At 63.6% G+C, this 20581-nt stretch carries 16 protein-coding genes and 1 pseudogene; 14 read left to right on the top strand and 3 right to left on the bottom strand.

The window, feature by feature from the left end; translation table 11 throughout:
- Window positions 1-60: 60 nt before the first annotated feature.
- The 9 genes and pseudogenes from OH491_RS17665 (at window position 61) to OH491_RS17625 (ending at window position 12666) form a co-directional block, all read left to right on the top strand.
- A complete protein-coding gene (locus tag OH491_RS17665; protein WP_068770285.1) occupies window positions 61-1323 on the top strand; it encodes a DUF4861 family protein in 1263 nt (420 codons plus the stop codon).
- A 134-nt stretch (window positions 1324-1457) separates the two neighbouring features.
- Complete coding sequence (kduI, locus tag OH491_RS17660; RefSeq protein WP_068770286.1) at window positions 1458-2282, top strand: 5-dehydro-4-deoxy-D-glucuronate isomerase; 825 nt, start codon at window positions 1458-1460, stop codon at window positions 2280-2282.
- 157 nt (window positions 2283-2439) lie between these two features.
- Entirely contained in the window at window positions 2440-3210 is a 771-nt protein-coding gene (kduD, locus tag OH491_RS17655; protein ID WP_068771093.1) for a 2-dehydro-3-deoxy-D-gluconate 5-dehydrogenase KduD, read from the top strand.
- Between the two features lie 237 nt (window positions 3211-3447).
- Window positions 3448-4085, top strand: a pseudogene (pdxH, locus tag OH491_RS17650) (pyridoxamine 5'-phosphate oxidase).
- Window positions 4086-4211: 126 nt separating this feature from the next.
- A complete protein-coding gene (locus OH491_RS17645) occupies window positions 4212-5660 on the top strand; it encodes a nitronate monooxygenase (protein WP_068770287.1) in 1449 nt (482 codons plus the stop codon).
- Between the two features lie 149 nt (window positions 5661-5809).
- On the top strand, window positions 5810-6592 hold the full coding sequence (locus OH491_RS17640) for a lipoyl protein ligase domain-containing protein (protein ID WP_068770288.1): 783 nt from the start codon (window positions 5810-5812) through the stop codon (window positions 6590-6592).
- A 117-nt stretch (window positions 6593-6709) separates the two neighbouring features.
- Window positions 6710-10426, top strand: a complete 3717-nt coding sequence (locus OH491_RS17635) for an MFS transporter (protein ID WP_068770289.1) — start codon at window positions 6710-6712, stop codon at window positions 10424-10426.
- A gap of 41 nt (window positions 10427-10467) precedes the next feature.
- Window positions 10468-10845 (top strand): hypothetical protein, encoded by a 378-nt coding sequence (locus OH491_RS17630; RefSeq protein ID WP_145928774.1) that lies wholly within the window; start codon window positions 10468-10470, stop codon window positions 10843-10845.
- An 819-nt stretch (window positions 10846-11664) separates the two neighbouring features.
- Complete coding sequence (locus tag OH491_RS17625) at window positions 11665-12666, top strand: aldo/keto reductase (RefSeq protein ID WP_068770291.1); 1002 nt, start codon at window positions 11665-11667, stop codon at window positions 12664-12666.
- 153 nt (window positions 12667-12819) lie between these two features.
- Here the strand turns inward: OH491_RS17625 and OH491_RS17620 are convergent, their stop codons facing one another.
- Both OH491_RS17620 and OH491_RS17615 read right to left on the bottom strand, forming a co-directional pair.
- Window positions 12820-13854: a hypothetical protein gene (locus OH491_RS17620; protein ID WP_145928775.1), complete on the bottom strand. Its 1035-nt coding sequence runs from the start codon at window positions 13852-13854 to the stop codon at window positions 12820-12822.
- Between the two features lie 168 nt (window positions 13855-14022).
- Window positions 14023-14409, bottom strand: coding sequence for a DUF4440 domain-containing protein (locus OH491_RS17615; protein WP_068771094.1), 387 nt, complete (start codon window positions 14407-14409; stop codon window positions 14023-14025).
- A gap of 436 nt (window positions 14410-14845) precedes the next feature.
- On the opposite strand from OH491_RS17615, the gene OH491_RS17610 reads away from it, so the two are divergent.
- The 5 genes from OH491_RS17610 to OH491_RS17590 all read left to right on the top strand — a co-directional run bounded on the left by OH491_RS17610 (window position 14846) and on the right by OH491_RS17590 (window position 18140).
- The gene (locus OH491_RS17610) at window positions 14846-14980 is read left to right on the top strand and encodes a hypothetical protein (protein WP_334319286.1); all 135 of its coding nucleotides are present in this window, start codon (window positions 14846-14848) and stop codon (window positions 14978-14980) included.
- An 18-nt stretch (window positions 14981-14998) separates the two neighbouring features.
- On the top strand, window positions 14999-16309 hold the full coding sequence (locus tag OH491_RS17605) for a sodium ion-translocating decarboxylase subunit beta (RefSeq protein ID WP_068770293.1): 1311 nt from the start codon (window positions 14999-15001) through the stop codon (window positions 16307-16309).
- Between the two features lie 42 nt (window positions 16310-16351).
- The gene (locus tag OH491_RS17600) at window positions 16352-16690 is read left to right on the top strand and encodes a hypothetical protein (protein ID WP_068770294.1); all 339 of its coding nucleotides are present in this window, start codon (window positions 16352-16354) and stop codon (window positions 16688-16690) included.
- A 79-nt stretch (window positions 16691-16769) separates the two neighbouring features.
- Complete coding sequence (locus OH491_RS17595; RefSeq protein WP_068770295.1) at window positions 16770-17186, top strand: hypothetical protein; 417 nt, start codon at window positions 16770-16772, stop codon at window positions 17184-17186.
- Between the two features lie 261 nt (window positions 17187-17447).
- On the top strand, window positions 17448-18140 hold the full coding sequence (locus OH491_RS17590; protein WP_068770296.1) for a pseudouridine synthase: 693 nt from the start codon (window positions 17448-17450) through the stop codon (window positions 18138-18140).
- A 252-nt stretch (window positions 18141-18392) separates the two neighbouring features.
- On the opposite strand, the gene OH491_RS17585 is transcribed toward OH491_RS17590, so the two are convergent.
- Entirely contained in the window at window positions 18393-20555 is a 2163-nt protein-coding gene (locus tag OH491_RS17585; RefSeq protein WP_068771095.1) for a thioredoxin family protein, read from the bottom strand.
- Window positions 20556-20581: the final 26 nt, after the last annotated feature.

The raw sequence follows: 20581 nt of genomic DNA, 5'->3' as shown, positions 1-20581 counted from the left end.
AAAACACCGGCGGCGCGCACGTCCGCCCTCCCTCATCGACCAACCTGCCACCAATCCATCATGACCAGACACGCCACTCCCCATCCGCGCCTCCCCGCCGCCGCCGTCCTCATGCTCGCCATCCTCGGATTCGCCGGCACGAATGCCGGCGCGCAGGACAAGTTCACCGTCACCGTGACCAATGACCTCGCCACCGCGCGCCCGGCCGAGACCATCGTCATCCCCTTCAAGGAAGTCCGCGCGCGCATCCCCGGCGTGCTGCTCGACTGCGTCGCCGTCCGCGACGCCAAAGGCAGCATCATCCCCGCGCAAGTCACCAATTTTACCCCCGAGGCGCGCCCCGTGCTCGGCGACGATCTCGTGTGGCAGCATGATTTTGCGCCCGGCGAGAAAACCGCCGTTTTCACCATCGAGCGCACCGCCAAGCCCGTGCCGCCTTTCGAACCCAAAACCTTTGCGCGCTACGTTCCCGAACGCCTCGACGATTTCGCCTTTGAAAACGACGTCATCGCCCACCGCATGTATGGTCCGGCGCTCGACACGGCGGCCGCCGGGAAATCGCGCATGATCAGCAGCGGCATCGACGTCTGGATAAAATCCGTCCGCTACCCGGTCATCAACCGCTGGTATCTCAAGGGCCACGACGCCTACCACGTGAACAGCGGCGAGGGCATCGACATGTATGACGTCGGCACCGACCGCGGCGACGGCGGCACCGGCATCTGGGACGGCGCCCTCATCCACACCTCGCACAACTACGCCACCTGGCGCGTCCTCGCCAATGGCCCCATCCGCACGGTGTTCGAGCTTGAATACAAAGCCTGGGACGCCGCCGGCGTGAAAGTCACCGAGACCAAACGCTTCACCATCGACGCCGGACGCAACCTGCACCAGGTCGACAGCACCTTCACCTTCGCGGACCGCGACGCGCTCACCGTCGCCGTCGGCCTCTCCAAGCCCCAGCGCAACGCCACCCACACCTTCGCCTCCGACGCAAAAACCGGCTGGATAGCCAACTGGATCACCTATAACCGCCCGCCGAAAAAGAACACCGCCCCCGGCGCCAGCCTCGGCGAGGGCAGCATCGGCACCGCCGCCCTGCTCCCCGCCGGCGCGACCGCCGGGCTGGCCGAGGACAAAGGCAACAACTACATCCTCGTCCAGGCCGCTCCCGGCAAACCCGTGCGCTACTACATCGGCGCCTGCTGGAGCAAGGACGACACCGGCCGCTTCCCGGCGCCGGCCGCGTGGGAAGCCTACCTCGCCGACTTTGCCCTCCGCCTCGGCCACCCGCTCGCTGTAACGTTTTCACCCGCCGAATAGCGCAAACAGTTCGCCCAATCGCACAATTCGCAAAAAAGACTCAACCTGCCGCGCCATTGTGTCAGTTTTTCGACGCTTCCCTTTTCATCCGATCCACAACAAATAAAACCCGACAAACAACCAACCACGCACCCATGAAAGTCCATTATTCCGCCAGTCCCGACTGCACCAATGTCATGTCCACGGAAAAACTCCGCGAGACCTATCTGCTTCAAAACCTCTTTCAGCCCGGCCAGATCGTCGCCCACTACACCGACCTCGACCGCATGATCGTCGTCGGCGTGCAGCCCGCCGGCTCCCCCATCAAACTCGGCAACTACAAGCCGATCGGTTCCTCCTACTTCCTCGAACGCCGCGAAATCGGCATCCTCAACCTCACTGCCAAGACCGGCACCGTCACCGTCGGCTCCGCCAAATACGAGCTCGGCCACCTCGACTGCCTCTACATCGGCCTCGGGGAAAAAGACGTCTCCTTCTCCGGCGACACCCAGTTCTACTGCATCAGCACCCCCGCCCACGCCAAATATCCCACGGCGGTGCTCCGCGGCGAGGACATCAAGACGCCCCCCATCGGCGACCCCGCCAACGCCAACCGCCGCGTCATCCGCCGCTACATCCACCAAAAGGAAGGCGGCATTAAGAGCTGCCAGCTCGTCATGGGCTGCACCACGCTCGAAACCGGCAGCGTCTGGAACACCATGCCCTCGCACGTGCACAACCGCCGCACCGAAATTTATCTCTACTTCGACATTCCGCAGGACCAGATGGTCGTCCATCTCATGGGCGAGCCCGACCGCACCCGCCACCTCACCGTCCGCGACCGCGAAGTCGCCCTCTCCCCCTCCTGGTCCATCCACACCGGCGTCGGCACCGCCGCCTACCGCTTCGTCTGGGCCATGGGCGGCGACAACCAGCAATACGAAGACATGGACCCCGTGGCCACCAAGGACCTGCGCTGACTCCGCCTCCTTCCCTTTCTTCTTTCCTCTTAATCTTTCTCCCCGTGCGCACGGCAAATCAGGGAAGAAAGAATAAAGATGAAAAGGAAAGAGAAAGATGGCCAAATACATCGACCCATTCTCCCTCCCAATCCACCAACCCGCACAAAAAAACCACATGAGCAAATTACTCGATCAATTCAAACTCGACGGCAAGGTCGCCATCGTCACCGGAGCCGGCCGCGGCATCGGCCAAGGCTACGCCCTCGCGCTCGCTGAAGCCGGCGCGGACGTCGCGCTCGTTGACGTCATCCCCATGGACGAAACCGCCGCGAAGATCGCCGCCCTCGGCCGCAAGACCGTCAGCATCACCGCCGACCTCTCCAAGGGCGCGGAGACCGCGCCCGGCATCATCGCCGAGGTGGTCAAGCAACTCGGCGGCGTGGACATCCTGGTCAACAACGCCGGCATCATCCGCCGCGAGCCCTTCACCGAGCACAGCGCGAAAAACTGGAACGACGTCATCGCCATCAACCTCTCCACGCCCTTCTTCCTCAGCCAGGCCGTGGCGAAGCAGATGATCGCGCAAGGCCGCGGCGGCAAGATCATCAACATCGCCTCAATGCTCTCCTTCCAAGGCGGCATCCTCGTGCCCGGCTACGCCGCGTCGAAGGGCGGCATCAAGAGCCTCACCATGCTCATGGCCAACGAGCTCGCGCCGCACCGCATCTGCACCAACGCCATCGCGCCCGGCTACATCGCCACGGAGAACACCCGTCCCATCCGCGAGAACCCGGCCCGCAACCAGGCCATCCTCGACCGCATCCCCGCCGGACGCTGGGGCACGCCGGACGACCTCATGACCACCGTGGTCTTCCTCGCCTCGCCCGCCTCCGACTACATCAACGGCCATACCCTCGCCGTCGATGGCGGCTGGCTCGCCCGCTGAGCGAAGGCGCGGAAAATCATTCCTCAAATCCACTCGCAAAGCGCGCCGCATCCCGGCGCGCTTTTTTTACAGGGCTCTCCAGCGCCTGCCCCCACCCAACCGCGTCCCGGCAATCTGTAGCCCAATGGGTTACAAATTGCCGGAGCGTGCGATTTTCCCATAAGTAATGCGGACTGGCCGCCGCTCCCAAACTCCGGCCTCGCCCGCGCGCCGCCGCAGGCTAGGCTGGCGCCCATCATGGATTTCTCCGACCTTCGCAAGGACTACTCCCTCGCCGGGCTGTCTGAAAAAAGCCTTGCCCGCGACCCGTTCCGCCAGTTCGAAAAATGGTTTCAGGAGGCCGCCGCGGCAAAACTCCCCGAGCCCAACGCCATGGTCTGCTCGCTCGCCACGCGCGACGGACGCCCCTCCTCGCGCATGGTGCTGCTCAAGCGCCTCGATGCGCGCGGTTTCGTTTTTTCACCAACCGCGAAAGTCGCAAAGGCCGCGAACTCGCCGACAACCCGCTCGCCTCCCTGCTGTTCCCTTGGCACGTGATGGAGCGGCAGGTCATCGCCGAAGGCACCGCCGCGCCCATCCCGGAGGAGGAAGCCGGCGCGTATTTTCACTCCCGCCCGCACGCCAGCCAGATAAGCTCATGGGCCTCCCCGCAAAGCACCGTCGTCACCGGCCGGTCCGCGTTGGAGGAGGCGTTCAAGGCCGTCGAGCAAAAATACGCCGGCCAGGCCGTGCCCGTGCCGCCGCATTGGAGCGGCTGGCGCGTGACGCCGGGGACGGTCGAGTTCTGGCAGGGCCGCCGCAACCGCCTGCACGACCGCCTGCGCTACCGGCGCGACGCCTCCGGCGAATGGGTGATCGAGCGCCTCGCCCCATAAGATTCCTCCCGGTTGTCCCGGCGCCGCCCGCCCGGGTCAAAGCCGGAATCTTCTTTGGTCTTTGACAAGTGCGCTTCTCGCCGTCCCTCTCACACGCTCACTCTTCTCTTCTTTTACAGGACATACATGGATCTCCCTCAAATCATCCAAGGCGGCATGGGCGTGGCCATCTCGAACTGGCGGCTCGCAAGGTCCGTCTCGGCCAAGGGTCAACTCGGCGTCGTCTCCGGCACCAGCATCGACACCGTCCATGCGCGCATCCTTCAAGACGGCGACCGCGGCGGCTTCCTCCGCGACGCCTACCGCAAGTTTCCGATTCCGGAAATGGCCCGTCGCGTGCTCGACCGCTGGTTTTCGCCCGAAGGCCGCCCCGAGGGCGCGCCCTACAAGCCGGTGCCGTTTTTCAGCGCGACACCCGCGCGCAGTCTCACCGAGTTGACCGCCGTCGCCGCGTTCGGTGAAGTCACGCTCGCCAAGGGCGGCTCCGGCGCCCCCGTCGGCATCAACCTGCTCGACAAAATCAAGCTCCCCCAGCTCGCCACGCTTTATGGCGCGATGCTCGCGGGCGTCGACTACGTGCTCATGGGCGCGGGCATTCCGCGCCACGTCCCGGGCGTGCTCGACAAGCTGTCCGAGGGCCTGCCCGCCACGATGAAAGTCGATGTCGAGGGCGGCGGCGAAATGGAAATCGGCTTCGACCCCGAGGCGTTTTTGGGCAAACCCGCGCCGCGCCTCAAGCGCCCGCATTTTCTCGCCATCATCAGCTCCGCCACGCTCGCCCTCTCGCTCGCGAGAAAATGCAGCGGCAAGGTGGACGGCTTTATTGTCGAGTCATCCATCGCCGGAGGTCACAACGCCCCGCCCCGCGGCGTCATGCAACTCGACGCCACCGGCCAGCCCGTTTACGGCCCGCGTGACGAGGCCGAGCTCGATAAAATCGCCGCGCTCGGCCTGCCGTTCTGGCTCGCCGGCGGGCGGGCCAGCGCCGCGGGGCTCGCCTCCGCGAAGGCCGCCGGCGCCGCGGGCATCCAGGTCGGCACGGCCTTCGCCTGCTGCGAGGAGTCGGGCATGGAGGCCGGGCTCCGCCGCAAGCTCATCACCGCCGTGCGCGCCGGCAGCGCGCGTGTCTTCACCGATCCGCTCGCCTCGCCCACCGGATTTCCGTTCAAAATCGTGCAAGTCGAAGGCACCGTCTCGGAAAAAAAGAGATACGAGGCGCGCACCCGCATTTGCGACCTCGGCTACCTGCGCTCGGCCTACCGCAAACCCGACGGCGCGGTCGGGTTCCGTTGCGCCAGCGAACCGGTGGCGGACTACATTGCCAAAGGCGGCGCCCTCGCCGACACCGAAAACCGCATGTGCCTGTGCAACGGTCTGCTCGCCACCAGCGGGCTCGCCCAGAGCCGGAAAAACAATCTCGTCGAGGACATGCTCGCCACCGCCGGCGACGCGCTGGCCGACGTCGTGCGTTTTCTGAAGGACGGCGTGGAACACTACAGCGCCGCCGACGTCATCGATTCGCTGCTCGCGCTGGTGGAGCCTCCGCTCCCCGTCTCCGCCGGAGTGCCGGCGTGACGCCAAAATGATGCCGTCCTGCCGGAAATCTTTCTTTTTCCCGCTCTTTCTGGCAGACCGGGATGACTGATGGGAAAGACCAAGGAAAAAACATCTGACACTGTTGCCGGCGGAACACTGGCCGGGGGCATGGCCAGGCGTCTCGCGTCATGAAAATCGCCGCGCGCGACACCGGCCCCGGCCCCGTGCAACTCGATCTCCTGCCGGCCCGCCACGCGGGCGCGGCGGAAAACATGGCCGTCGATTTTTTGCTGCTCAAGCGCTACCCGGACCCGGCCCGCGCCCGTTTCCGCCATTACGGCTGGCACCGCCCGGCGTTCACGTTCGGCTACAGCCAGAAAATCGACTTTGTGCGCGCCCAGCTCCCGCCGGACGAAACCGTCGAGCTCTGCCGCCGCCCCACCGGCGGCGGCGTGGTGGACCACCGCGCCGACTGGACCTACGCGCTCGTTATCCCGCGCGAGCATGCGCTCAGCGAGGCGCCCGCGCCCGAATCCTATCGCGTCGTCCACGCCTGCATCGCGGAAGTGCTGCTCGCTCTCGGCCAGCCCGTCGTGCTCAAAAAATCCGGCGACGGACCCGCCAGCGGTATTGAAGATACGGATACCGGCATCGCATCCCCGCTCCGCGGCCCCGGCGTGTGTTTCGCGCAGCCCGAGCTCCACGACGTCGTGCGCGCCGACAACGCCGCGAAAGTCGCCGGCGCCGCGCAAAAACGATCCAGGGAAGGCCTCCTTTTCCAAGGCTCGATCGCCCGCGACGCGCTCGACGCCGGTCTCGACTGGGAGGCCTTTCACGCCGCTTTCACCGATGCGCTCGCCCGCGCGCTCGGCGCGGAGGCCGCCGAGACTCCCTGGCCCGATTTCGCCGAGCACGAACTGGACGGGCTCGTCGAGCACTACACCGCGCCCGAATGGAACGAGTTCCGCTGAACAACCGCCGCCGCCCCAAACTCCCGCATTTTCCGGTTCGTCGTTCTTTTCAATAGCTGCAAAAAGGACTCACTAAAAAATCCCAAACATCCATTTAAATAACGCCCCTCTCTTCCCATGTCCGACACCCATCCCGGTTCCGGCCGCGCCCTGCATCTTTTTAAAACCCGCCGCTTCCTGCCGCTCTTTCTCGTGCAGCTTACGGGTGCGTTTAACGACAACGTCTTCAAAAACGCCTTCGTCATCCTCGCCACATTCCACTTCGCGAAAACCCACGGCTGGAACGCCAGCGTCATCACGCAAATCATCGCCGCGCTCTTCGCGCTGCCGTTTTTTGTCTTCTCCGCCTTTGCCGGGCAGCTCGCCGACAAGTTCGAGAAATCGCGCATCGTGCGCCTCACGAAAGTCTGGGAAATCATCATCCTCATCTTCGGCTCCGCCGCCCTCCTGCTCGACAATCCCTGGATGCTCTTCGTGACGATCTTCCTGCTCGGCACGCAATCCGCCTTCTTCGGCCCGCTCAAATACTCGCTCCTCCCGCAACATCTCCGCGAGGGCGAACTCGTGGCGGGCAATGCCATCTTCGAGGCCGTCACCTACGTCGCCATCCTCGGCGGCACGCTGCTCGGCGGGCTGCTCATCGAGGCGCCCGGCGGCACGTATTGGGTGTGCGCCGTGCTGCTCGTCTGCGCCGTCACCGGCTGGGCGGCGAGTCTCGGCGTGCCCGCCGCGCCGTCGGAGTCGCCCGACCTGAAAATCAACCCCAACATCGCCACCGCCACCGCCGACCTCATCCGTTTCACCGCGCGCCGCCGCCGCATCTTTCGCGCCATCCTCGGCATCTCGTGGTTCTGGCTCATCGGCATTTTCTGGCTCACGCTCACGCCCGCCTACGTCGAATCGCAGCTTCACTCCGGCAACCACACGGTCACCGCGCTGCTCGTGATCTTCGCCGTCGGCATCGGCGTCGGCTCGATGCTTTGCAACAAAATCCTGCGCGGCGAGGCCACCGCGAAATTTGTCCCGCTCGCGGGCCTGGCGATCTCGCTGTTCATGATCGACGCGTCGCTGCTCACCGCCGGCCTCGGCGACCGTTACGTGACGGAAGCGTTTTCGTTTTTCTCGTTCACCGGCGCGCGCCTCTGCCTCGACCTGCTCGGCATCGCCGTCTGCGGCGGCATTTTCAGCGTGCCGCTCTATGCGCTCATGCAGATCTGGTCGCCGCCCGCGCACCGCTCGCGCATCATCGCAGCGAACAACGTCATCAACGCGCTCTTCATGGCCGCCGTCGCGCTCATCTGCGGCGCGCTCTTCGCCCTCGGCCTGTCCGCGTGGATGTTGATCCTGCTGCTCGCCATCGCCAATGCCGGCATCGCGCTCTACATCATCGCGCTCGTGCCCGAGGCGGTCGTGCACACGTTTCTGCGCTGGGCGCTGAAAGTGCTGTATAAAGTCGAGGTGCGCGGCGTGGAGAATTTCAAGCGCGCCGGCAAGCGCCGCGTCATCATCGCCAACCACACCTCATTCCTCGACGCCGCGCTGCTCACCGCGTTTCTACCCGAGCGCCCCACCTTCGCCATCAATACCGACTTCGCCGCCAAATGGTGGCTCAAGCCCTTTTTCTGGGCCGTCAACGTTTACGCCATCGACCCCACCAAGCCCATGGCGATCAAGGCCCTCACCACGCTCGCGCGCACCGGCACGCCCATCGTGATCTTCCCGGAGGGCCGCCTCACCGTCACCGGCGGCATCATGAAGGTTTACGAAGGCCCCGGCCTCATCGCCGACAAGGCCAACGCCGACCTCATCCCCGTGCAAATCGACGGCGCCGTGCACACCGTTTTCTCGCGGCTCAAGGGCAAAGTCCGCCGCCGCTGGTCGCCGAAGATCACCCTCACCATCCTGCCCCCGCGCAAATTCCATCCGCCGCCCGGCGTCTTCGGGCGCGACGGACGCCAGCACATGGCGCGCGACCTCTACGACATCCTCGCCCAGATCAACGTCGCCACCGCCGACAACAACGTCACCCTTTTCCAAGGCCTCGTCGATGCCGCCATCCGCCACGGCCACGGCACGCCCATCCTCGACGATCCGCAATTCAAGCCCGTCACCTACCGCCGCCTCCTCGCCGCCAGCCTTTTTCTCGGCCCCAAGCTCTGCGCCGGCACGCGGCCCGGCGACCCCGTCGGCCTGCTCATCGCCAACAGCTCCGCCGCCGTGTGCGCCTTCTTCGGCGTGCAATCCATGGGCCGCGTCTGCGCCATGCTCAACTACTCCGCCGGCCCCGCCAGCATCGCCGCCGCCTGCCGTGTTTCGCGCCTCCGCGTGGCCTGGACCGCGCGCAAGTTTGTCGAAATCGCCAAACTCGACCCCCTCCTCGAAGCCATGCGCGCCGAAGGCGTGGAAGTCCGCTACCTGGAGGACGCCGCGAAAAAGACCTTCGCCGATTACCTGCGCCTCCCCTTCTACCTGCGCAACGCCCGCTGGATCGCCGCCCGCCGCCAGAAAAAAACCATCGCCGCCCTCGGCATCGCGGACAAAAATGTCCGCGCCTCTGAAAGTGGCACGGGCGTCCCGCCCGTGGGATTGAGTGGCATGGGTGTCCCGCCCATGCCTCCGCCAAACGAACACGGGCGGGTCGCCCGTGCCACCCAATCCGCCGCCAGCGTCGCAACCGCCCAAGCCACCACGCCCTCCACCAAACTCCAGTCCGCCACCCACGCCGCCGCGACCACGCTGGCCGCCGCGCGCTCGCGCCTCGTCACCCATTTTGAAAAAATCGCCCGGCCCGCCTCCCCCCTCGCCGACACGCCCGCCGTGATCCTTTTCACTTCCGGCTCTTCCGGCGCCCCGAAAGGCGTCGTCCTCTCCCACCGCAACCTCCACGCCAACCGCCAGCAACTCGTCGCCTCGGTGGACGTCACCAGCAACGACCGTTTTTTCTCCTGCCTGCCCGTCTTCCACGCCTTCGGCCTCACCGGCGGCGTCATCCTCCCGCTCCTCCACGGCGCGCCCACCTTCATGTATCCCACGCCGCTGCACTACGGCATCATTCCCGAGCTCATCTACCAGACCAACTCCACCATCGTCTTCGGCACCGGCACCTTTCTCGCCGGCTATGCCCGCCGCGCGCATCCCTACGATTTTTTCTCCGTGCGCTACATGTTCAGCGGCGCCGAGAAACTGAAGGCCGAGCTCCGCCAGCACTACTCCGACCAGTTCGGCGTGCGTGTCTTCGAAGCCTACGGCGCGACCGAGACCGCCCCCGGCCTCTGCATCAACACCCCCATGCACAACCGCCCCGGCACCGTCGGCCCCTTTCTCCCCGGCATCGAATGGCGGCTCGAACCCGTCCCCGGCATCGACCGCGGCGGACGCCTCTGGGTGCGCGGCCCCAACATCATGCTCGGCTACCTCCTCGTTGAAAATCCCGGCCGGATACAAGCCCCGCCCGACAGCTGGTATGACACCGGCGACATCGTTGACGTGGACGCGGACGGTTACGTGACCATCGTCGGCCGCGCCAAACGCTTCGCCAAGCTCGCCGGCGAGATGGTCTCTCTGACCGCGGTCGAGGAACTCGCCTCCGCCACCTGGCCGAAAAACCTCCATGCCGCCCTGAGCCGCCCGCACCCGCAAAAAGGCGAGGAAGTCATCCTAGTCACCGACCACCCTTCCCCGCAGCGCGCCGACATTCTCGCCAAGGCCAAAGAAAAAGGCATCGCCGAGCTCTATGTCCCGCGGTTGCTGATCCCCTGCAAAACCATTCCCGTCCTCGGCTCCGGCAAGCCCGACTACGTGGCCCTGGAAAAAGAATACAGGGAAACAACGTAGCACGTGCATCCCCCGGGCTTAAATGTCCCTCGCCTGACTCCATGAAATTACTATTCCCGCTCATCGCCATGTGCCTGCTGGCGTGTTCATGTATGAAAAAGATCACCCATGAGACGCGGAGCGGGTTCTCATTGATAAACAGCGGGGTGGCATACACTGTATTATTATCTTCCAGCGAGGATACCATGGCGGTCATATTTGACCATAATAAATACCGCCCCGAGATTGTCCAGGATGAGGGTTTCGCGGTCATTACAAAGATTGCGGACAGACCCATTTATCTGAAACCAGGTCAATATTGCGTTTTTTTGGAGAATTTTTCGATTTTCGATGAGTTTTCCCAAGAGGAAATCAAACATATAAATCGTGATATAAGAAATATTGATATGGTGATCAGGAAACATTCAATGGATTTCTAAAAAAGCCCACCAGGGCATTTTTTCGTTTTAATTTGTCGCCTGTAATCAGGCCGCCCGTAGGGCCTGACCTTGCGTCAGGCCGCGAGCGCAGAACCCGGCAGCAAATCTCCTCGGACGCCGAATCGTTGATTTGCCATGCGTGGATGCCCATGCATCCGCGGCTCGACGCAAGGTCGAGCCCTACGGCCGATTCATCCAGGGTGTTTCCGGTTTATTTTTTCGCTTTCAGGAGGGAGTGCAACCTATTGGGTTGCACTTTTCAGGTTTCATTATCTGGGAACGGTGATTTGAGCGTCATTTAAGGATGCGACAAAATAAGCCGAAAATACTCTAATTCCTAAAAGCATCTCCAAGGGAAATAACGAATCATTCCAGGGAAGAAAATAACAAGCAGGAGCAAGGCGATTGGGCATTTGCTGAACAGCATGGCCATGGCGCCAAATGCCGCGTTTGAAGATGATGATTATTATTATTTTTCCGGAGGAATATCCGCATATGAGGTGGATGATTTCTCGATGGGAGCGTGAAAAGACTACTGGGGAGATTATTTCATGCGGTCCGCAAAAGAGCCTTCCCAACGGACCGGTAAAAATACGGCCCGGCGGCGAACAAACGCCGCCTCAACCTCGATCACCCCGGCATTGATTGCCCGGCCTCTTCGAGGCCAGCGTAACCATGGCGATCTTTGCGCCCCTACCCGATCCCGCGCGTAATCGAAGCAGCGCAATGCATGGTGGCGGCGCGGGCGGATAAAATCCCGTTGACCGCTCATGCGATACGATAAAAGGTGGTCCGCTCCTCTCTGAAAAGGATTTGACCATGGAATACATCCAACTTGGAAAATCGGGTCTCAAAGTTTCGCGCATTTGCCTCGGCTGCATGAGCTATGGCGATCCCGGCAGAGGCACGCATGAATGGGTTTTGAAGGAGGACGAGAGCCGCCCTTTCATCAAAACCGCGCTTGAAAAAGGCATCACCTTTTTCGACACCGCGAATGTGTATTCGCTCGGTGCGAGCGAGGAAATCGTGGGGCGCGCCATCCGTGACTTCGCAAAACGCGACGAGGTCGTCATCGCCACCAAGGTGCATGGCAAGATGCGCGACGAGCCGAATGGCAAGGGTCTCTCGCGCAAGGCGATACTCGCCGAAATCGACAACAGCCTGCGGCGCCTCGGCATGGATTATGTCGACCTCTACCAGATCCACCGCTGGGACCCCAACGTGCAAATCGAGGAAACACTGGAAGCCCTGCACGACGTGGTGAAAGCCGGCAAGGCGCGCTATATCGGCGCATCCAGCATGGCGGCATGGCAGTTCTGCAAGGCGCTGGAAATCGCGAAGCAGAAGGGCTGGTCGCGCTTCGTTTCCATGCAGCCGCATTACAACCTTCTCTACCGCGAGGAAGAGCGCGAGATGCTGCCCTTGTGCAGGGAAGAAGGTGTCGGCGTCATTCCCTGGAGTCCGCTGGCGCGCGGACGCCTGGCGCGCCCCTCTCATGCCGAGCCGACCAAGCGCCTTTCCTCCGATCAGTTCGACAAAACGCTCTACGCCAATACCGAGGCAGCCGATCGCAAGGTCATCGACGCCGTTACGGCGCTGGCGAAGCAGCGCGGGCTGCCGCAAGCGCAAATCGCGCTGTCATGGATGCTGCACCAGCCGGTCGTCACCGCGCCCATCGTCGGCGCCACCAAGGTGCAGCAGCTTGAAGACGCCATCGCGGCGATCACAGTGAAGTTGTCGGCGGAAGAAATCCAACGGCTCGAGGCAAGCTATATCCCGCACGAGGTGGCGGGATTCACCCTGCCGGGCCGCAAGGCTTGATCATGCCGGTTCCAGAATAATATCCCATCTGCCGCTGCAAGGCGGGAGGTTATTTCGGAAAATCAGTTGACAGGTTAAAAATGCCACGCGCGGAGGCCGTTGCTCCAAAAAATAAATACAATATTCCAAGAGATGCGCCCAAGGCGCATCTTCCTATAACTCTTCCGCGAACCAATTATTAATCGCGAGCCCGCGATGATTGGTTTTGGATATGACGCCGTCCAGCTCGCCGCGATTCAAACGTCCCACCAGAATCACGCTTTTGCCCGCCTCCTGGATTCTGTTGGCGGCCCGGATGATGCGCTCCGGTTCCCATGCCGTGCTTTCCCGGTCGAGGTTGATCTCGATGGCGGAGAGCTTCCTGATTTTCAAAACCGATTCGAGGTGATGCAGCCCGCAGGTGTGCAAGTGCACGATCGACGCCTCGAACTGGTCGATCACCCGCTCGTCATGGCGAAGAAAATGCTCCTCGTATTGCTCCTTCGAAAAGAGGCTGGAGGCGTCGATTTGATAATCCAGCAATTCGCCCGGATAATACAACCGCCAGGTCGAGACACACCCGCCGCGCCACCGCTTCCGCAGCGCCAGCAGCCGTTTGGCCGCGTCGATATAAAATTCCGCGTAGGTTTTCGCCAGGCGGTCGAGTTCCCCGGCGTTGTCATAAACCTCCATGCACAAGTTCGTCTCGCCCATGACCGCGGTCAGCATGTCGATGATTCCGCGCAAGTGCAGTTGGCGCGTCGGCAGCGCCTCGCCCGCCAGCGTGTCCCCGGTCGCCACGCTTTCTTTTGCCTTGGCAAACCAGGCCGACCCAAAGACCGCCTCGCGGTCAAACGCGGCCAGCGTCTCGCCGCAACCGGAGTGGCACGGCTTGGCGGTGCAACTGGTCTCGGACGCAAAGATCGGGCACCCCAGAAACGCCTCCATCCACGCCTCGGGATAGCGGATGCCCACGGGATTGATGAGGTCGCCGGGCGGGCCGCCGGATTCGGCGTCCTTGACGCCGATCAGTCTGCGAAGCTCCAGTTCATGCGCCTGGATCATCCTCGGTTCGCAGATAAGATCCTTCGCGCCGACCGGATAGGGGTTTTTGCTCCAATGCTTTTTCGCCATGCTCCCGATCAAGGGAGCCGTGCCGCGGCCTTTCCAGAAGGCCGCATGTCTTTCCAGAAGTTGGGGCGTGATCATGCGATGGGTTTTGCCGCCGGAAGCCGGCACAGGGCCGGAACCTGCCATGGTCCGGGGGCAGTCCGGACAAAATGCCCCGCCCATGCCGGGCGCAACAATCCCACATCAGTGGTTTTTTAATCCTGCCACGCGGGCAGCCCCATGCGACACGCGGCGACGGCTCCCGGGCTACAGCGTGCGCGGGATTTGCGAGGAGTGGTGGTGCAGGATCGGGGCCGTTTGCGAAAGATCCAGAACGAAGCTGAAGCGCGCCTCGAAATTCAGCATCTCGCCGTCGATGGCAAACCGCCAGCAATAGATGCCGCTCAGCGCATAAATCGAGTCCGCGACCGGCTGCGCCACGACGGTTTTCTCGTGAAGCGCAATGCTCAGGTCCTCGCGGGCGCAAAGCCGCTCGAAATAGTCGCGGATGCCTTCCGGCCGTCCCAGCAGGCGGCTGGCAAATGTCGGTATCAAAAGCGCTTTTTCGTTGTAGAAGGAAAGCGCGCCATCGAGGTCGCCTTCATTGATGCAATGAATCCAACTCCTGAGAATATCGCCGGGCGTTTTTGTCATCGTAATGGTTTTTGTGCCGCCGGTTGCATAAGCGGCGCGCCCGACGAAATAGGCGGGCCGGAGAGCGGGCAACGCTATTTCTGTAAACAGCCGGCAAAAAAGGCCGGAAACCAGACGGCGAATCCGCCGCCCCGTGCTGCCGGATGGGCACTGAAGTGCGATGGCCCCGCTCCTTGGAAATTGCGCATGTGTCCGTGGACATTTCGGGAAACTGTCATTAGTTTTGGCTCTAAGCAGTAAAACAGCCGCTCATTACTGCATTGATGAATATATTGACCTTCAAAGACATCCCGCTTGGTGGCAGGGTGTATGCTTGGAGTTGTTTTTTGTCATTCTGGCCTGTTTCGCACCCGTGGCGGACTCCAGGAAAGCAAGGCGGCTCCCAGCCATTCGAGATTCATCGTGCTTCTTTTTTAACCAACAAACCAACAATAACATGGAAACAACCTTCATGGACGCCATCGTCAAGGCCCTCATCGTTTACGGCGTGGCGACGGTCATCGGCATTCTGGTCGCGCTGCTCATCAGCATACTTTCCCGGGTTCTCCGGGCCTTTCTCAAGGACAACTAAGCAACAGGACCCGCCGCCATGACTTTCCAGAACATCCTCGATATCTTCCAAGGGCTGACGACGCTCTTCGATTCCTTCGCGAACAACCCCGCCGTCGCCTGGATGCGCATCGTGCTGATTTTCCTCGGCATGCTGCTCGTTTACCTCGGCAAAAAGGGCACGCTTGAGCCGCTGCTCATGATTCCGATGGGACTGGCCATGTGCGCCGTGAACGCCGGCGTGCTCTTCCTCGACCCCACCACGGCGGGCATCATCGTCAGCGGCAGCGCGCCGCTCCCCGACGCCGCCGCGCAAGCGCAGGCCGTCGCCACCGCCGCCGCCGGAAAAATGCACGGCACTCTCTTCATGTCGCCCCTCGTGGAAACGCCCGACAAAATCGTCGCGCTCACCGGCATAGATTTTCTCCAGCCTATTTTCAACTTCACCTTCGGCAACAACCTCATCGCCTGCCTCGTGTTCATGGGCATCGGGGTGCTGCTCGACATCGGTTTCGTGCTGGCGCGGCCCTTCCTCAGCATCGTGATGGCGCTCTTTTGCGAGCTGGGCACGATCGTCGTTTTCCCGATCGCGATCGCCCTCGGGTTTTTCCCCGGCGAGGCGGCCGCGATCGCACTGGTCGGCGGCGCGGACGGCCCGATGGTCCTCTTCGGCGCGCTCAAGATGGCCCCGAAGCTCTTCGTCCCCATCACCATCGTCGCCTACCTCTACCTCGGGCTCGTGTATGGCGGCTATCCCTACCTCATCCGCGCCCTCATCCCGGAAAAATTGCGCGCCATCAAGCTGCCTCCCCGCCCCGCGGTGAAAATCACCTCCGGCGAGAAACTCGCCTTCGCCGTCGTGGCCTGCACGGTGCTCTGCCTGCTGTTCCCCTCGGCGGCCCCGCTGTTCTTCTCGCTCTTCCTCGGCGTGGCCGTCCGCGAGTCCGGCCTGAAATTCTTCTCTACACTCATTGAGAACGTCTTCCTCTATGGCGCGACCATGTTCCTCGGCGTGCTTCTCGGCGTCATGTGCGAGGCCTCGACCATCCTCGACCCGAAGGTCATCATGCTGCTCGTCCTCGGCGTGCTCTCGCTGCTCATCTCCGGCGTGGGCGGCGTCATCGGCGGCTACTGCGCCTACTTCTTCAGCGGGCGCAAAATCAACCCCGTGATCGGCATCGCCGGCGTCAGTTGCGTGCCGAGCACGGCCAAGGTCGCGCAAAAGGAAGTCTCCAAGGCGAACCCCCACTCCATCGTGCTGCCCGAGGCCCTCGGGGCCAACATCTCCGGCGTCATCACCACCGCGATCATTACCGGCATCTACGTGTCGCTGATCCAGCCCACCCTCTGAGGTGCCGGCCGGCCAAACGCCAAACGCGGCACCTCGCAACCCATGACGTCTCCGAACGACCAGCCGCACGACGCGCCCGCCACCGACAGCCCGGCTCCGGGAAAAACGGTGGCGCGCGCGCCGTTTCCCGTCGCGCACTGGGTCGCCGGGACGGTGCTCGCGCTCGCCGGCGGGCTCGCCGCGCGCTTTATCGCGCCCGGCCTTGCGGAACCCGCGCGCGGCTTTGCCGCCGCCACCGGCCACGCCGCCGCCGGACTCGGCCTGCTCGTCATCGCCCTCGGCGTCCGCAAACGCGTCTGGGCGGCGAACACCGCCGCCGCGGACGCCGCCGCGGAAAATACCCCTGAATCCGCCGCGCCGGCCGCCGCCGTAAAAAGGTAGCTCCTCCCTTCACTCACCATCCGGGTCCGCTCTTTCCATCGTTCGTCTTTTCGCCAATTTTCCAAAACCAAACAGCAAAATGAACCTTCTGCTCTCATTCCCTATCCTCGCGACCGCCTCTGCCGCCGCCCAGAACCAGCCCCCCGTGCTTTTCGACAACAAGGGACTCGCCCTCTTTGCCATCCTGGCCGGCGTGGCGGTCTTTATCGGATTGGTGGCGCTGGTCGGACGCCTGCTCGCCGCCACGCATCCCGATGCTCCCGCCACTGCGAAGGCCGCCGCTCCCACGAAAGCCGCTGCCACCCCGGCGCCAGCCGAAGCCGATGCCGTGACCCCCGAAGTGCTGGCGGCGATTGCCGCGTCGATTTTCGTGACGCTTGGCCCAAAGGCGAAAATCGCGGAAATCCGCACTCCCGCGCCCTCCGTGGAGGCCCTCATGCAAATGTGGGCGCTCGAAGGCCGCCGTCAGATTTACACCTCGCACAATCTCAGGTAACAGGCAGCGCCCTTTGCCGCGAGTCTCCCCCACGGGCCGGCCTTGGGGCTTTTGGGGGCTGTTTTGGGACAATCCGTCAAACAGGAATCCGGCACTCTTTCCTCTTTATTCTTTCTCTTTCCTCTTTCTCTCCTCGCCAGGCGTTTTGGGAGAAAGAGGAAAGAGAAAGAATAAAGAGGAAAGATTCATGGGAGGATAAAATCTCCCTTTGGGGTTTATCCTCGATTTGCGCATGAGGATGCGAACACTCCTTTTTCCGTCATGCGCCGACTCGACCAGCTTCTTGCCAACCTCGGCTATTGCTCACGACGGGAGGCCCGCGCGTTTCTCAAAACCCATGCCGTCACCCACCGCGGCGCTCCGGCCGCCGACCCCTCCTTGAAAGTCCGGGCGGCCGATGTGCTCGTCGATGGCGAACCGCTCGATCATCCCGACGGGCTGCTGCTCCTGCTTCACAAGCCGACCGGGCTCGTCTGCTCGCACGATCCGCGCGAAGGCCCCAATGTTTACAGCCTGCTTCCCGAACGCTGGCGCGCGCGCAATCCGCAAGTCACCAGCATCGGACGCCTCGACAAGGACACCAGCGGCCTGCTGCTTCTCACCGACCAGACCGCGCTCGTCCACCGCCTCACTTCACCGAGGCACAAGGTGCCCAAAACCTACCGGGTGACGACCGACAAACCGATCCCTCCCGGGCTGGCCGCGCTTTTTGCCGCCGGCACGCTCGTCCTTCAGGGCGAAGCCGCGCCCTGTGCGCCCGCCGAATTGCGCATCCACGGCCCCGCCACCGCCGACATCGTGCTGACCGAGGGGCGCTACCACCAGGTGCGGCGCATGTTCGCGAGCCAGGGCTGCGCGGTCGTGACGCTGCATCGCACGCATTTCGGCCCGCTCGACCTCGCCGGCGTGGAACCCACCCGGTGGCGCGAACTGCCTCTGGGAATGTTTGGGTAATACCAATGCCGAATGAAATTTACTCGTCTGGAGGGCCGAGCTCCCGCGAGGCCGTCGCGGAAAAACGTCGCGTATAACCGTGACGGCCTCGCGGGAGCTCGGCCCTCCAAGCAAAGGGTGATTTTCATTGGGGAGCGGCCGATTTCTCACTCCACCGCGCCGGCGCGGTCTTTGTTTTTTTGGAGTTTCGGGCTTTGGAATTTTTTTGGGATTTGGCCATTGGGATTTGGGATTTGCGCGCGAAGCGCGCCGTCACCGCACCGCCTCCAGCACGATGCCCGGGGTGAGGATTTCGGGAAGCGCGAGAGGCTCAGGCTGGCCGGGCTTGTAAACGAGGTTGAAGGGCACGGCGGCGCGGTTGTGCTTCGCGAGTTCGGCGGTGATTTGCGGATCGCGGGTCGTCCAGTCGGCCTTGAGCGTGACGATGCCGTTGTCGTTGAAGTGGCGCAGCACCTCCTCGGATTTGAAAACGAGCAGCTTGTTCGTCTGGCAGGTGGCGCACCAGCGCGCGGTGAAATCGACATACACGGTCTTGCCCGCGGCCCGCGCGGCGGCGACGGCGTCGGGGGTCCATTTTTCCCACGTGACCTGCGGTGCGCCCGCCGCACCGGCGGCGGGTTCGTCGGCGGGAGATTTCGGCCAGCCGAGCCACACGCCCCCGGCAAGGAGCACGAGCGCGGCCGCATGGCCGGCGGCACGGCGCGCCGGCTTTCTTCCGTAGGGTTGCCCGAAGCGTCCGTAAACCCAGGCCGCCATCGCGACGAGGACAAAGCCAAACAAAACCCAGAGCAGCGCGTAATCGCTGTCCGCCGTCTGCGCGGCGAGCACCCAGAGCAGCGCCCCGACCGTCGCGTAAAGCAGGAAGGACATGAGCTGCTTGAACGTCTCCATCCACGCGCCGGGACGCGGCAGGAATTTCACCGCCCCGGGGAAAATCGAGAGCAGCAGGTAAGGCGCCGAGAGGCCGATGGCGATGGCGGTGAAAACGAGCACGGACTCGCCCGCGCTGAGCGCGAGCGCGGCGCCGAGCGCGGGCGCGAGGAAGGGCGCGCTGCACGGCGTGGCGACGAGCACGGCCAGCGCGCCGGTGAAGAACGAGCCGGTGTAGCCGTTTTTCGATTGCAACTGCCCGCCGACGCCGGTCGCGGACAGGCCGACTTCGAAAAGGCCGCTCATGTTGAGCGCGAACACGAGCATGAACACCGCCATGCAAAACACGAACGAGGGCGACTGGAGTTGAAAACCCCAGCCGAGTTGCTGCCCGCCCGCGCGCAGCACGAGCAGCAGTCCCGCGAGCAGCCAGAACGAGACGAGCACGCCGGCGGTGAACGCCACGCCGTGCAGCGTGACCTTGCGGCGGTCGGCCCCGGCCTGGTTGACGAAACCGAGGATTTTTATCCCGAGCACGGGAAACACGCACGGCATGAGGTTCAGCACCAGCCCGCCGAGAAACGCGAGGAAGAGCGTGCCCACGAATCCGGCGGAGGCACTGGCGGACGCGTCCGCCGGGGCGGCGGCGTCCCCGCCGTCGCTCCGATTCGGCGGCGAGGACGCCGCCGCTCCGTTTTGGATAGGCACGTCGATGATGAAGCCATGCCGCGCGCCGTCGCGGTCATACGCGAGCACCCCGGCCAGCCGCGCGCCGTCGCCCTCGTAGGCATCGGAAACGGGAAGGGTGAACGTGACGACCGCGCCCGCCTCGCCCGTCATCACGGTCTGGGGCTGGTCGTATTGGATGAGCGCGTCGATGCTGAAAAAATGCGGTGAGAGCGTCGCGAGCGCGGGCGCGGCGGCTTTGTTTTTTTCGGCGGCGAAGGCGAGCGCGACCGTCTTTTCGCCGGTGTGGCGCGTCGCGGACACGCGCCAGCCGTCGGGCGCCCGCGGCATCGGCGTGGCGGCGAGCGCGGCGGTGACGACGGCATCCGGCGCGGGCGCGGCGGTGCTCACGGGCAAGGTCAGCGTGACGGTCGCGTCGCCGGGCACGCAGACATCGGCGCACATGAGCCAGTCGGCTTTCGCGCGCAAGGTGACGGTTTCGCCGGGCTTGAGGTCTTTCGGCGGCGTGAGCGTGACGGGCAGCAGCGTGATGGCTTCGTAGCCGTTGCCGGTCACGGTGCCGGTGTGATCCTTGATGACAATGGGCACGGGCCAGCGGATGTCGCCCGCCTGCCAGCCCTCGGGCAGTTCCCAGGCGAGCGAGGTCGGGTAGCCGGTGCCGGCGTTGATCCAATACGTGTGCCAGTGCGGCTGGTGCTCGAGCTTGAGCGCGACGGTGAAGGCTCGCCCCGGCTGCACGGATGCATCGGCGGACACGAGCGAGGCCCGGACTTGCGCGCGGGCGCCGGGCGCGGCGGCCAACGCAAGCAGCGCGATGGCGGGCAAACAGATAAAATGGAGGAAAAGGCGGCGAATCATGAATGGATGCGTGTTGCGGAAAAGGA

Origin of the sequence: Termitidicoccus mucosus, from assembly GCF_038725785.1 — a bacterium.
GTDB classification, from domain to species: Bacteria; Verrucomicrobiota; Verrucomicrobiia; order Opitutales; family Opitutaceae; genus Termitidicoccus; species Termitidicoccus mucosus.
The sequence above is the reverse complement of the archived record's forward strand: the minus strand, read 5'-3'. Positions and strand labels throughout refer to the sequence as shown.